This window comes from Novosphingobium sp. 9U, assembly GCF_902506425.1.
GTDB lineage: Bacteria > Pseudomonadota > Alphaproteobacteria > Sphingomonadales > Sphingomonadaceae > Novosphingobium.
On sequence record NZ_LR732469.1, the window covers coordinates 2,037,899 to 2,050,836 of the forward strand.

Consider the following 12,938-nt stretch of genomic DNA (forward strand, 5'->3'; position numbering starts at 1 on the left):
GCGTGCTCAGTTTCCTCCGCCGGCCGTTCGCAAGATGGAACCTCAGCCAAGCCTGTCGTGTCAGGCACCTCGCCGGCCGCAGCGCCGTGACTTCAATTCTGGCGTTATCCCGTGCTCGCCGGCGGGCGCAGGCGCTTGTCCTCCCCGGATCGGGGAGGGGGACCGCCAGCGTAGCTGGTGGTGGTGGGGACTCGCGTACTCAAGCTGCGCTTGCCGGAACCCGCCGCGAACCTAGCGTCATGCCGAGAGTCCCCTCCACCACCTGCGGTGGTCCCCCTCCCCGTGCCGGGGAGGACAGCAGCACGCAACCTAGCGCCAGCAGCTGAACTCAAACATTAAACCGACATCCGCCGCGCCCGCTCGGCCAGCCGCGCCACCGCGGCCTCGTGCATGGCCGGCGAACTCACCAGGACCCCGAATGCACGCGGATCGCGCTTGTTGTAGTTGAGCGGGTTACCAAAGGCATCGGTCACCGCCGCCCCCGCCTCGCGGGCGATCAGTCCGGCGGCGGCGATGTCCCATTCGAAACCCCACCGCAGCGTGGCGACAAGGTCCGCCTCGTCGGCTGCGACCATGGCGATGCGCAGCGCGATCGAGTTGGGCTGCTCCACCGTCACGAGGTCGGCATCTTCCTTCATCACCGCGTTCGCCGGCACTCGCGCACCCGGCAGGTCGACTCGCGTCGTCGCCACAAGCCGCTCGCCGTTGCGCCAGGCGCCCTGCCCTGCTTCTGCATGCCACAGCTCGCCACCGTCCTCGCGCCTGCGCACGGGGGCGTAGAGGCACCCGAGCAAGGGGCGCCCCGCACTCACCAGCGCAACCGAGATCGCCCATCCGCGGCGGCCCCGCACGAAGTCGCGCGTGCCGTCGATCGGATCGACCAGCCAGATCAGCGATCCTGCGAGGCGCGCGGGATCGTCCGCGGTCTCCTCCGACAGCCATCCGGCGGAGGGCAACAGCGCCTTCAACTCGCGCTTGAGAAAGGTGTCGACCGCCAGGTCCGCGGCGGAAACCGGGCTGGTGTCGAGCTTGTCCCAGACCTCGCAGGCGTGGCCGTCGCCCGGCCACGCATCGAGCGCGATGCGCCCGGCTTCGCGCACGATCGCCTCCAGGCGCGCCCTATCGATCATGGGGGTCGATCATTGCCGGGCGATTATCGAGTTGCGTTTTGCGAAAACCACACTGTCCTAATCGGGAGGAGAGCAGCCCTTTTCAAGCGCGGCGGATGCCCTTATGCGGCATTGCACAAAGTTCCTCCCCTGCGCGCCCGCAGACTCGTGCCTGCCAGCCGCGCAACGCAAGCGAAAAGGCGACTTCGATGAACATCCACGAATACCAAGGCAAGGAACTGCTTGCGAAGTACGGCGTCGGCATCCCCGCGGGCTTCGCTGCTCTCTCTGTCGAGGAAGCGGTCGAAGGCGCCAAGAGGCTGCCCGGGCCGCTCTATGTCGTGAAGGCGCAGATCCATGCCGGTGGCCGTGGCAAGGGCAAGTTCACCGAACTGGGCGCCGATGCCAAGGGCGGCGTGCGCCTGTCGAAGTCGATCGAAGAGGTCGAGGCGAACGCCAAGGAAATGCTCGGCAACACCCTCGTCACCATCCAGACCGGCGACGCCGGCAAGCAGGTGAACCGCCTCTACGTGACCGACGGCGTCGACATCGAAAAGGAATACTACCTCTCGATGCTGGTCGATCGTGCTTCGGGCCGCGTCGCCATGATCGTGTCGACCGAAGGCGGCATGGACATCGAGGAAGTCGCACACTCGACGCCCGAGAAGATCCACACCATCACCATCGATCCGGCCGAAGGCTTCCAGCCGCACCACGGCCGCGCCGTCGCGTTCGGCCTGAAGCTCGAGGGTGAGCTGAACAAGCAGGCGCAGAAGCTGGCCAAGCAGCTCTACACCGCGTTCGTCGACCTTGATTGCGACATGGTCGAGATCAACCCGCTGGTGGAGACCAAGGACGGCAACCTCCTGGTGCTCGACACCAAGATGAGCTTCGATTCGAACGCGCTCTACCGCCACCCCGACGTCATGGCGCTGCGCGACGAGACCGAGGAAGACCCGGCCGAGCTGGAAGCCAGCAAGTACGACCTGGCCTACATCAAGCTGGATGGCGACATCGGCTGCATGGTCAACGGCGCCGGCCTCGCGATGGCGACGATGGACATCATCAAGCTGAACGGCAGCTTCCCGGCCAACTTCCTCGACGTCGGCGGCGGCGCATCGAAGGAGAAGGTGACCGCGGCGTTCAAGATCATCCTGTCCGATCCGAACGTGAAGGGCATCCTGGTCAACATCTTCGGCGGCATCATGAAGTGCGACATCATCGCCGACGGCATCGTCGCGGCGGCCAAGGACGTGAACCTCTCGGTGCCGCTGGTCGTGCGCCTCGAAGGCACCAACGTCGAGCAGGGCAAGGAGATCCTCGCGAATTCCGGCCTGGCGATCGTCCCCGCCAACGACTTGGGCGACGCCGCCCGCAAGATCGTCGCGGAGGTGAAGGCGGTCGCCTGATCCGCTTTCCTTTTCGCTGAACAAGAGGGGCTCGCCGGCAACGGCGGGCCCTTTTCGTTTCTGGGGCGTCGTTATGCTCCTCTCCCCGTCGAGGCGAGGAAGGAAGGCGCTGCCTTGAAAGGCCGATGACCCGTAGGCAGGGGTTGACGCAAGCGCGAAGGGACGCAATGGCATCCTCCGCGTACCAGTTTAATCGCGCGACTAAATCCGAGCCGCGCCGCAGAGAGGACCGTAACGCATGAAGATCCTCGTCCCCGTCAAGCGGGTGATCGACTACAACGTGAAGCCGCGGGTCAAGGCCGACGGCACGGGTGTCGATCTGTCCAACGTCAAGATGAGCATGAACCCCTTCGACGAGATCGCCGTCGAAGAAGCCATCCGGCTGAAGGAAAAAGGCGCGGCGGAAGAGATCGTGGCGATCTCGGTCGGGCCGGCCAAGGCGCAGGAAACGCTGCGCACCGCGCTCGCGATGGGCGCCGACCGGGCGATCCTGGTCGAGACCGATGCCGAAGTCGAGCCGCTCGCGGTCGCCAAGATCCTCAAGGGCATCGTCGAGGCCGAGAACCCCGGCCTAGTGATCCTGGGCAAGCAGGCGATCGACGACGATTCGAACCAGACCGGCCAGATGCTCGCAGCCTTGCTCGGCCGCCCGCAGGGCACCTTCGCCAGCAAGGTCGAGGTCGAGGGCGACGCGGTCAGCGTCACCCGCGAGGTCGACGGCGGCCTGGAGACGGTGAAGCTTACCCTCCCCGCGATCGTCACGACCGACCTGCGCCTCAACGAGCCGCGCTACGCTTCGCTGCCCAACATCATGAAGGCGAAGAAGAAGCCGCTCGATACCAAGACGGCCGCCGACTACGGCGTGGACATCGCCCCGCGCCTGAAGACCCTCAAGGTCACCGAGCCTGCGGTTCGCAGCGCCGGCATCAAGGTGCCCGACGTCGATACGCTGGTCGCCAAGCTCAAGGACATGGGCGTCGCCAACTGAGGCGCTGGCCTGAAAGGAAATTGTGAGATGAAGACGCTAGTCTGGGTCGAACACGACAACGCTTCCGTCAAGGACGCCACCCTCTCGGCGGTCACCGCCGCCGGCAAGCTGGGTGACGTCGACCTCCTCGTCGCCGGCCAGGGTGCGCAAGCTGCAGCCGATGCCGCCGCGCAGATCGCCGGCGTAGGCAAGGTGCTGCTCGCCGACGATGCCGCTTACGCCAACGCGCTGGCCGAGAACGTCGCGCCGCTGATCGTCGGCCTAGCCGACGGCTACGACGCGGTGCTGTTCCCCGCCACCACCACCGGCAAGAACGTCGCGCCGCGCGTCGCCGCGCTGCTCGACGTGGCGCAGATCTCGGACATCCTTTCGGTCGAGGGTCCCAAGACCTTCACCCGTCCGATCTACGCCGGCAACGCCATCGCCACCGTCGAGAGCAGCGACGCCAAGCTCGTCATCACCGTGCGCGGCACCGCGTTCGAGAAGGCGGCGACCAGCGGCGGCTCAGGCACGGTCAAGGCAGTGTCCGGCACCGGTGATTCCGGCCTCTCAAGCTTCGTAGGCGCCGAACTCGCCAAGAACGAGCGGCCCGAGCTCACCAGCGCCAAGATCATCGTCTCCGGCGGCCGCGCGCTGAAAGACCCCGAGACCTTCCAGGCAACCATCTTCCCGCTGGCCGACAAGCTGCACGCCGCCGTCGGCGCGAGCCGCGCCGCAGTGGACGCGGGCTACGTGCCCAACGACTACCAGGTCGGCCAGACCGGCAAGATCGTGGCCCCGGAAGTCTACATCGCCGTCGGCATCTCGGGCGCGATCCAGCACCTCGCCGGCATGAAGGACTCCAAGACCATCATCGCCATCAACAAGGACGAGGACGCCCCGATCTTCCAGGTCGCCGACATCGGCCTGGTCGGCGACCTGTTCACGCTGGTGCCGGAGCTGACGAGCAAGCTGTAAGGCCGCTCTTCAGCAGAGAATGACGAAAGCCCGGTCAGCGATGGCCGGGCTTTTTCGTCTGCCTGGCTCATGCTGATCAGCCGCTTCTACACCTTCCTGTCGGCACCTACTGATGATATCAAATCATTGGCGGTGGGTGACTGAAGGACGATGCACCATGAAGGCAATTCTTGCGATCGCGCTTTGTCTGCTGAGTTTCCCCGCCATGGCCCAGACGAATGTTGGTGGTGAGGGCATGAACTCACCCAATTACAGCACGTATCAAACCTCGGTGTTCGGTTGGAGTGGTGGCTTCGCGGAGATCCCGATGGACACTCCCTCCATGCGAGCCGACAAGCTGCGACGTGCTGTTGCCCTGCGTCAGGAGGCCGATGTGCTTCTGGAGCAGGATGGCGGTACCTTCACGCCTGCCCATGAGGCTTACGTACGGCGAAAGGTCTGTGCGATCCTTGGCACCTCGCGCACCAACATCGGCAATCTCGCGCCAACCGATCGTTGCCGACGGTAGGTGCGTACAACACGCCTGCGCGATCTACGCAAGGCGTGTCGCGCTGAGCCGGTTCCACTCTGCACCGCCATGCGATAGTCTCCTCCGCACGCATGCGGGTGCATCGATGATGTGGGGCAAATACTTTCGAACTGCCGTCACTGCTGCGACGTTGCTCGGCTTAGCGACGCCGGCAATGGCGGCCAAGACCGTGACTTTGGATCCGATCTCGCCCTGGAACGTCAACTGGTCGGAGACGACCTGCACCTTGCGGCGGATGTTCGGCACCAAGGAGCACCCGAGCATGATCATGATGGAACGGTTTGGACCGTACGATCACTTTCAGCTCGTCGTGTCGGGTCCGGACTTCAAGGGCGTTCAGCAAGGAACTACCCCCGTGAACCTGCGCTTCGGCGATGCGGAGCCCAAGCCGCTGAAGCAGGTCACTCCCGGTAAGGCGGTGAACGGCACGCCCGCACTGTTCCTTGGCAACCTGTCTCTCTCAGCGCAATTTCGCGACGAACTCGAGACATGGTCGCCCCGGGTAACCCACGCGACCGAAGCGGCAACCAAGTCCATTGCAGTTTTGTACGGCGGCAAGGAACGGATCTTCGCCACCGGCCCCTTGGACAAGGCTTTCGACGCCATGCGCACGTGTACGGACAATCTTGTCGCACATTGGGGCTTCGATCCGAAGCAGCAGGCATCGCTGACCAAGCGAGCCGAGCCCCTCACGAGTCCCGCACGCTGGCTGAACCCGGACGATTATCCCGGTGCCATGCGACAGGTGGGCAAACAGGCGCTCGTCGCTTTCCGGCTGTCCGTCGATGCGCAGGGCAAGCCCACGGCATGTGAAATCCAGCGGTCGTATAACGACAAGACCTTCGATGAGGTAACCTGCGCCATCATCATGCGACGTGCCCGCTTCTCGCCAGCGCAAGACGCCAAAGGCGAGCCGATTGCCTCATATTACCTCAACACGGTGCGTTGGATCATGCAGTAATCGTCAGCAACCGCCCTCACCCGCGCAGCTCTTGTCGCGCACGGCCCTGAACTCGTCCCCCGCGCGCCAGTTCGGCCAAGTGGACCCATCCGCCAGCTCGCGGCCGAGGCTGTAGTACAGCTCGACATCCTGCTGGATGCCCGACCAGTCCCAGCTTTCCGAGTACTCGTCGCTGGGCTGGTGGTAGCGGTTGGTGGTGTAGTCGTCGTTCGCCGCCTGGCCCACGGCCTTGCCGCCGACCACCAGGTCGATGCCGCGATCGATCGCGAACATCGGCACGCCGCGCTTGGCCATGCTGAAGTGGTCGGAGCGGTAGTAGCCGCCCTTCTCCGGATCGTTTTCGGACGCCTCGACCAAGCTGCGGGTCTTGAGCGCGGTGCGGAACATATCGGTGAGGTCGGACTTGTCGCCGCCGGTCATCGCATAGTCACGCACGCGGCCGCCGGGCGCCAGCGCGTCCATGTTGACGCCGCCCACCGTCTTGGCGAGCGGGTAGATCGGTTTCTGCGCGTAGTACTCCGAGCCGAGCAGCCCCGATTCCTCCAGCGTCACGGCCAGGAACACCTGCGACCGCGCGGCAGGCCCTGCCTGCACGTTGGCCTTGGCGAGCGCGGTCAGCGCGGCGACTCCATCGGCATTGTCGACCGCGCCGTTGCAGATGTCGTCGCCGGTCTTGTCGGGCGTGCAGCGGCCCAGGTGATCCCAGTGTGCCGAGTAGAGCACGTACTCGTCCGGCCTGTTCTTGCCGGGCAAGATGCCGACGACGTTGTGCGATGTTGACTTGCGGATCGCGTTGTCGAACGAGACGTTCGCCTTGAGGTTCAGCGGCACCGGCTTGAAGCCTTTGGTCTGCGCTGCCCTGGTCAAGGTGGCGAGGTCCTTGCCGGCGGCGGCGAGGATCTTTTCGGCGACATCCTTCTGCACCCAGGCATTGACCTGGGTCTGGTCCATCGCGTCGTTCTTGGTCTGGACGTAGTACTGCGCGCCGGTCCAGCTGGAGTTGACGACGTTCCATCCGTATGCGGCCGGGAACGTGTCGTGGACGATGATCGCTCCGGCTGCGCCCTGACGAGCGGCTTCCTCGAACTTGTAGGTCCAGCGGCCGTAGTAGGTCATCCGCCGGCCCTTGAAGAGGCCTTGCTCGCCGTCCGTCGCGTAGTCGGGGTCGTTGACCAGGATGACCGCGGTCTTGCCCTTCATGTCCACGCCGGCGTAGTCGTTCCAGCCCAGCTCGGGCGCAACCACGCCGTAGCCGACGAAGACCAATGGGCTGTCTTTCAGCTTGGTCTTGGGCGTCACGCGATAGCTGGCGCCGACCCACTGGTCGCCGAAGCTGAAGCTGAGCGGCGTCTTACTTCCGGTGATCGTCAGCGGGCTTTGGTTCTTGCCCTCGATCTCTACCGTAGGCACGTCCTGCAGCCACTGGCCCTTGTTGCCGGGCTGCAGGCCTGCCGCCTTGAACTGGCTGACGATGTAGTCGAGCACCTTGGGCTCGGTCGCGGTGCTGGGCGCGCGGCCTTCGAAGTCGTCGGCGGACAGGCGCTTGGTAATCTGCTTCATCAGGTCGAGCGAGATCGGCGTCGGCGCGGCAGCGGCCTCTAGTGTGTCTGCCGGTGGCGGCAACGCAGTGCCGGCCTTGAAGAGCGGCTTGGCTGACAGCGGCGCTGCCAGAGCCAGCAGGACCACACAGGAAAGCAGCGGCTTTTTCGCGAGTTGTGAGCTGTTCATGCGACGAGTGGTGCCAGAGGTCTCCTTCTCACACAAGCTGCGGCCGTCCCCGAACTTCGTCATTCTCGTGAAGGCGGAAATGACGAGGCGGGGGGTTGGCTTGGTGCGTGACCCTGCAAAGCGCTGACACTTGCCCCCGCAAAGCCAAGCCCCCATGCACGCGAGCATGAGTCAGCTCTCCAGCTTCGACTGGCCCGGCGCCATCGCGCGGGCTCATGCCCACGCCCCGTATCTGTCGCGCGGGCTCGATCGCTTGCCGGAGCTGAGCGAACTGCTCGCCCAAGGTCGGGGTGAGGAGGCACTCGCCTGGGCGCGCCGGGCGGGTGAGGGCGCACCGGACACAGGCGTTGCGCTCAGGCGCGAGAAGCAGGCGCTCGCGCTGGCGCTCGCCATCGGCGACCTGGCCGGTGCCTTTCCGCTGCTCCAGGTCACCGGCACGCTCTCGGATTTTGCCGACCGGGCGCTCGATGCCGCGATCGTGGCAGGCATCCGCCGCCGTGCGCCCGACTTCGATCCCACGGAGCAGAGCCCCGGCTTCTTCGCGCTGACCTTGGGCAAGCACGGCGCGCGCGAGTTGAACTACAGCTCCGACATCGACCCGATCCTGCTCTACGACCCGGCGCTGCTGCCCCGTCGCGAGCGCGACGAACCAGGTGAGGCGGCCCAGCGCGTGGCGCGCAGCGTGGTGGAGATCCTCTCCAACGTCACCGCCGAGGGATATGTCTTCCGCGTCGACTTGCGGCTGCGGCCCGCCTCCGAGGTCAGCCCGCTGGCGATTTCGGCCGACGCGGCGCTGACGCATTACGAGACCTCCGCGCTCGCCTGGGAGCGCGCCGCGTTCATCCGTGCCCGGGCGTGCGCCGGCGACCTGGAGGCCGGACGCCAGTTCCTCACCGCAATCCGCCCGTTCGTGTGGCGCCGCAGCCTCGATTTCGGCGCCATCGACGAGATCGGCCGCCTCACGGCACAGATCCGCGCCAGCACGCGCGGGAAAGCGGAGGCGGGCCCCGGCTTCGACCTCAAGAAAGGCCGCGGCGGCATCCGGGAGGTCGAGTTCTACGCCCAAGTCCACCAGCTGATCCACGGCGGCCGCAACCCCGCGCTGCGCCTGCGCGGCACGCGCGAGACGCTCGATGCGCTGGCCGCTGCCGGGCTGATCGGCGCCGACGAAGCCACGTTGCTGGGCGAGAGCTACGACCGGCTGCGCGTGATCGAGCACCGCCTGCAGATGGTGCAGGACCAGCAGACCCATGCCTTGCCGGCCACGCCCGAAGCGCTGGACAACGTCGCCCGTCTCGATGGCGTGCCGAGCGGCGAGGCGCTGGTCGCCGAAGTGGCTGCGATCACCGCGCGGGTCGGTGATCTCTACGACGGCCTCATCCCAACGCAGCCTGCCGGATCGCGCGGGTCGAGCACGCCGGTCGAAGCCCTGCCCGACATGCTGGAGCGACTGGGCTTCGCCGATCCCGCCGCGACTGCCGAGCGTATCGACAGCTGGACCAGCGGCCGCATGCGCGCGCTGCGGTCCGACGCTGCGCGCGCCGCCTTCGAGGCGATCCGCGCCGACTTGCTCGCTGCCCTTGCCGCCTCACCTGAGCCGGCTAGCGCGCTCGCCCGGTGGGAGCGCCTGCTGGAGAACCTGCCCAGCGCGATCAACCTGTTCCGCCTGCTGGAGGCGCGGCCGGGCCTCACCGTGCGGCTGGCGCGCATCCTCGGGCTCGCGCCGCCGCTCGCCGATGCGCTGGCGCGGCGGGCGGACTTGCTCGACCCACTGATCGACGCCAGCGCGCTCGACTTGCCGGGCGATGTTCCGGCACTGATCGACGAATTCTCCCGCTTCGAGGCGGACGACGATTATCAGCGCATCCTCGATGCGGTGCGCCGGCGCGTGGGCGAGTGGCGGTTCGCTCTGGGCGTCCAGTTGATCGAGGGGACGCGCGATCCGATCGCCATCGGCGCCGCGCTCTCGCGTGTAGCCGAGGCTGCCTGCCATGTCCTGACCGACGCAGCGATCGCCGATTTCCGCCGCGTGCATGGCGTGATCCCGGACAGCGAGTTCCTGATCCTGGCGCTCGGCCGCTTCGGCGGCGGGGTCCTCACCCACGCGTCCGACCTCGACGTCGTGTTCCTGTTCACCGGCGACTTCGCGCGCGAATCCGATGGTCCGAGGCCGATCGGCGGCACGCTCTACTATAATCGTCTGTGCCAGCGGGTGATCGCCGCGCTCTCCGCGCCCACCGCGCAAGGGGCCTTGTTCGAGGTCGACACCCGGCTGCGGCCGTCAGGATCGCAAGGTCCGCCAGCCGCCAGCGTCGACAGCTTCGAGCGCTACCAGCGCGAGCAGGCTTGGACCTGGGAGCACATGGCGCTGGTGCGGGCGCGCCCGGTCTATGGCTCTCCGGCCGCGCGCGATGAGCTGGATCATGCGGTCCGCACCGTGCTCGCCATGCCGCGCGACCCCGAGCAGCTGCGCCGCGACGTGCTGGAGATGCGGGCGACCATGGCGAGCCACAAGCCACCCCGGGGCCCGCTCGACATCAAGCTGGCGCGCGGCGGGCTCGTGGATCTGGAGTTTACCGTGCATTTCCTGCAGCTGCGCGACCACGTCGGCCTCGACCCGGACCTGGGCCGCGCCGTGGCCGCCCTGGTCGATGCGGGCCTGGTATCGGCAGAACTCGCCGCCGCGCAAGTGACGCTCACCGGCTTCCTGGTCGCGGCACGATTGCTGGCGCCCGATTCGCAGCTTCCGCCCGAGGCGGGGCGCGAGGCTCTTGCGCGCAGCTGCGGTTGCGACGATTGGAACGCGGTCATGGCCGGACTGGCCCAGGCTCGCGGCGTGGTCGCACAAGCCTGGCGGGCCGCGTTCGGCGAGGAATTGGAGATCGCATCATGAGCAAGCCCGGCATCGGCGACGCCTTCCCCGACATCGCCTTGGAGACGCCCGAAGGCGGGACGGTGAAACCGTCCCAGTTCGCCGGCAAGCCGCTGGTGGTGTTTTTCTACCCGAAGGACGACACGCCCGGCTGCACCACCGAGAACATCGACTTCACCGCCTTGAAGCCCGAGTTCGACAAGGCCGGGGTGGCGCTGCTGGGCGTCAGCAAGGACCCGCCCGCCAAGCACGCCAAGTTCATCGCCAAGCACGAGCTGGCAGTGGCGCTGGCCAGCGACGCGGCCGAGAACGGCCTCTCCGATACGCTGGGCATCTGGACCGAGAAGCAGAACTACGGGCGCACCTATATGGGGATGGTGCGCACGACCTACCTCCTCGATGCGCAGGGCAGGATCGCCAAGGTGTGGGACAAGGTGAAGGTGAAGGGCCACGCGCAGGCCGTGCTGGAGGCGGCGCGAGAGCTCGGCGCTTGAAGGATCAAGCCATCTTCCCCTCCCCCCTTCAGGGGGGAGGCCGGGAGGGGGATGTACCCACGCCAGCGCCGACGCGAGAACTGGCGGCCTCGCTCCCCTACCGCCAACCCCTCCCCGCCGGGGAAGGGGGCACAAGCGTGTCCGCCGCGATCCGCGCTGCGCTGCTGACCTTTGAGCCGCGCGCGAAGGTCATGGCCGCGCGCAAGGTCGCTCGCGAATGGCGACTGGGGCGGCTGGCGTTCGACTTCGACGTCGCCATGCCGCACGAGCCGGCGCGGCCCCTCGCCCCAGAACTGCTGCCGCCCAACTGCATGCCTAAGCGCGGCAAGGCCGGCTCCGAGCGGGGACGCGTCGCGCTCTGGCACGCGGTGGCGCACATCGAATTCGTCGCGATCGACTTGGCGCTCGACATGGCGGGCCGCTTCGGGGCCGAGATGGGCGCCGAGTTCGTCTCCGACTTCCTGGCGGTTGCCGCCGAAGAAGCGATGCACTTCGCCCTGATCGATCGGCACTTGGCGAGCATGGGCAGCTTCTACGGCGCGCTGCCGGCGCATGCGGGACTTTGGGAAGCGGCCGACGAGACCCGCCACGATGTGGCCGCCAGGCTAGCCGTCGTGCCGATGGTGCTGGAGGCGCGCGGGCTGGATGTGACCCCCGCCATGCTGGACAGGGTTAAGGCCAGCGGCGATAAGATCGGCGCAAGATTGCTGAACCGGATCCTTGACGATGAAATTCGCCACGTCCGAACGGGTGTAAAGCACTTCGTCACATGCGCCGAGAACAGCGGTCACGCTCCTGATTCCCTCTGGAAATCCTTGGTTCAGCGGCACTTCCACGGGCAAATCAAAAAACCGTTCAACGACTCGGCGCGGCGATCAGCCGGTTTACCGCTCGAATGGGTCTCCGGTCTTGTTCCATTAAGAACTTCGGTCATAACCCAACCTCGTGAGGCGGCGGGGGGTATCCGACCATCTCCAACATAAGGCCGGTAGCATTCGTGCTGTGCGGACAAGTGAAACACGCCAAGCCGTAATAACGGCATGGCGGAAATAAGGTAATGCGAGTGGTCGTGACGCATTCTTTCGCCGGGTTCCGCATCGTTTCTGGTGTCCTGGCTGCAGCTTCTCTTTTCGTTTCCGGGCAGTCGGCTTTCGCCAATGCCGCCAACACCGACATCTCTGCTCCACTGCGTGCTGCCCAAGGCGCCGAGAAGAGCGTGAGCGGTGGCGAGGACGAACAGTTCCGCAAGCTGTTCAGCTCGTGGCAGAATTTCGAGAGCACCGGCAACGCCGGACTCGCCGCTTCGGTCGGCAAGTCGCCCCTCTCGGCTTCGGCGCGCGCCGCCGCCGGCATCAGCGGCCCGGTCTCGATCCCTTCGCGCACCCCGCTGAACGGCCTGACCCTGACCAGCAGCTACGGCATGCGCGTTCACCCGGTGCTCGGCGGCATGCGCGCCCACAAGGGCGTCGATCTTTCGGCTCCGGTCGGCACGCCGATCTACGCGACCGCTGATGGCGTTGTCGGCAAGGCATCGTGGTTCGGCGGCTACGGCCTCTACGTCCAACTCGAGCATGGCAACAACCTCGAGACCCGCTACGGCCACATGTCGCGGCTGAACGTCGCCGAGGGCCAGCACATCCACAAGGGTGATGTCGTCGGCTATGTCGGCACCACCGGCCGTTCGACCGGCCCGCACCTCCACTACGAAGTCCGCGTCGATGGCGTGGCCGTGAACCCCATTCCCTACATGCAGTCCGACCGCGTTTCGCTCGCTGCCGCGGGCAAGTAGGCGCTGCACTGCCGAGCCGGTTCCCCCCGGCTCCTGATCGGTTGGAGAGGAGGAAAAGGCGGCTGCAAGGCCGCCTTTTCTGATTCGGGGAAGCGGCTCACC

General features: G+C 66.4%; 11 protein-coding genes. 9 read left to right on the plus strand and 2 right to left on the minus strand.

Annotated features, from left to right (window positions below; all coding sequences use genetic code 11):
• Window positions 1-335: 335 nt before the first annotated feature.
• Window positions 336-1,130: a 3'(2'),5'-bisphosphate nucleotidase CysQ gene (locus GV044_RS09505; protein WP_159868654.1), complete on the minus strand. Its 795-nt coding sequence runs from the start codon at window positions 1,128-1,130 to the stop codon at window positions 336-338.
• 188 nt (window positions 1,131-1,318) lie between these two features.
• Between GV044_RS09505 and sucC the strand changes: the two genes are divergently transcribed.
• The 5 genes from sucC to GV044_RS09530 all read left to right on the plus strand — a co-directional run bounded on the left by sucC (window position 1,319) and on the right by GV044_RS09530 (window position 5,953).
• Window positions 1,319-2,518, plus strand: coding sequence for an ADP-forming succinate--CoA ligase subunit beta (sucC, locus tag GV044_RS09510; RefSeq protein WP_159868656.1), 1,200 nt, complete (start codon window positions 1,319-1,321; stop codon window positions 2,516-2,518).
• Window positions 2,519-2,756: 238 nt separating this feature from the next.
• On the plus strand, window positions 2,757-3,506 hold the full coding sequence (locus tag GV044_RS09515) for an electron transfer flavoprotein subunit beta/FixA family protein (RefSeq protein WP_159868658.1): 750 nt from the start codon (window positions 2,757-2,759) through the stop codon (window positions 3,504-3,506).
• A 27-nt stretch (window positions 3,507-3,533) separates the two neighbouring features.
• Window positions 3,534-4,463 carry an electron transfer flavoprotein subunit alpha/FixB family protein gene (locus tag GV044_RS09520; RefSeq protein ID WP_159868660.1) on the plus strand — a complete coding sequence of 310 codons (930 nt, stop codon included), beginning with the start codon at window positions 3,534-3,536 and terminating at the stop codon, window positions 4,461-4,463.
• Window positions 4,464-4,620: 157 nt separating this feature from the next.
• Window positions 4,621-4,971 (plus strand): hypothetical protein, encoded by a 351-nt coding sequence (locus GV044_RS09525; protein WP_159868662.1) that lies wholly within the window; start codon window positions 4,621-4,623, stop codon window positions 4,969-4,971.
• Between the two features lie 106 nt (window positions 4,972-5,077).
• Window positions 5,078-5,953 (plus strand): TonB family protein, encoded by an 876-nt coding sequence (locus GV044_RS09530; protein ID WP_159868665.1) that lies wholly within the window; start codon window positions 5,078-5,080, stop codon window positions 5,951-5,953.
• A gap of 3 nt (window positions 5,954-5,956) precedes the next feature.
• Here the strand turns inward: GV044_RS09530 and GV044_RS09535 are convergent, their stop codons facing one another.
• Window positions 5,957-7,681 (minus strand): M28 family metallopeptidase, encoded by a 1,725-nt coding sequence (locus tag GV044_RS09535; RefSeq protein ID WP_159868668.1) that lies wholly within the window; start codon window positions 7,679-7,681, stop codon window positions 5,957-5,959.
• A gap of 166 nt (window positions 7,682-7,847) precedes the next feature.
• Here GV044_RS09535 and glnE point away from each other — a divergent pair, with 166 nt between their 5' ends.
• The 4 genes from glnE (at window position 7,848) to GV044_RS09555 (ending at window position 12,836) form a co-directional block, all read left to right on the plus strand.
• Complete coding sequence (gene glnE, locus GV044_RS09540) at window positions 7,848-10,574, plus strand: bifunctional [glutamate--ammonia ligase]-adenylyl-L-tyrosine phosphorylase/[glutamate--ammonia-ligase] adenylyltransferase (protein ID WP_236554829.1); 2,727 nt, start codon at window positions 7,848-7,850, stop codon at window positions 10,572-10,574.
• Window positions 10,571-11,047 (plus strand): peroxiredoxin, encoded by a 477-nt coding sequence (locus GV044_RS09545; RefSeq protein ID WP_201299042.1) that lies wholly within the window; start codon window positions 10,571-10,573, stop codon window positions 11,045-11,047. The genes glnE and GV044_RS09545 overlap by 4 nt, the downstream gene beginning before the upstream one ends.
• Window positions 11,048-11,184: 137 nt before the next feature.
• The gene (locus tag GV044_RS09550) at window positions 11,185-12,030 is read left to right on the plus strand and encodes a ferritin-like domain-containing protein (RefSeq protein WP_256377253.1); all 846 of its coding nucleotides are present in this window, start codon (window positions 11,185-11,187) and stop codon (window positions 12,028-12,030) included.
• A gap of 74 nt (window positions 12,031-12,104) precedes the next feature.
• Window positions 12,105-12,836 carry a M23 family metallopeptidase gene (locus GV044_RS09555; RefSeq protein WP_159868676.1) on the plus strand — a complete coding sequence of 244 codons (732 nt, stop codon included), beginning with the start codon at window positions 12,105-12,107 and terminating at the stop codon, window positions 12,834-12,836.
• Window positions 12,837-12,938: the final 102 nt, after the last annotated feature.

Excerpts from the sequence above, each read along its gene's own strand:
- GV044_RS09555 (WP_159868676.1), top strand. The coding sequence starts at position 12,105 with ATGCGAGTGGTCGTGACGCATTCTTTCGCCGGGTTCCGCATCGTTTCT.
- GV044_RS09525 (WP_159868662.1), top strand. The coding sequence starts at position 4,621 with ATGAAGGCAATTCTTGCGATCGCGCTTTGTCTGCTGAGTTTCCCCGCC.
- sucC (WP_159868656.1), top strand. The coding sequence starts at position 1,319 with ATGAACATCCACGAATACCAAGGCAAGGAACTGCTTGCGAAGTACGGC.
- GV044_RS09520 (WP_159868660.1), top strand. The coding sequence starts at position 3,534 with ATGAAGACGCTAGTCTGGGTCGAACACGACAACGCTTCCGTCAAGGAC.
- GV044_RS09535 (WP_159868668.1), bottom strand. The coding sequence starts at position 7,681 with ATGAACAGCTCACAACTCGCGAAAAAGCCGCTGCTTTCCTGTGTGGTC.
- glnE (WP_236554829.1), top strand. The coding sequence starts at position 7,848 with ATGAGTCAGCTCTCCAGCTTCGACTGGCCCGGCGCCATCGCGCGGGCT.
- GV044_RS09545 (WP_201299042.1), top strand. The coding sequence starts at position 10,571 with ATGAGCAAGCCCGGCATCGGCGACGCCTTCCCCGACATCGCCTTGGAG.
- GV044_RS09505 (WP_159868654.1), bottom strand. The coding sequence starts at position 1,130 with ATGATCGATAGGGCGCGCCTGGAGGCGATCGTGCGCGAAGCCGGGCGC.
- GV044_RS09530 (WP_159868665.1), top strand. The coding sequence starts at position 5,078 with ATGATGTGGGGCAAATACTTTCGAACTGCCGTCACTGCTGCGACGTTG.
- GV044_RS09515 (WP_159868658.1), top strand. The coding sequence starts at position 2,757 with ATGAAGATCCTCGTCCCCGTCAAGCGGGTGATCGACTACAACGTGAAG.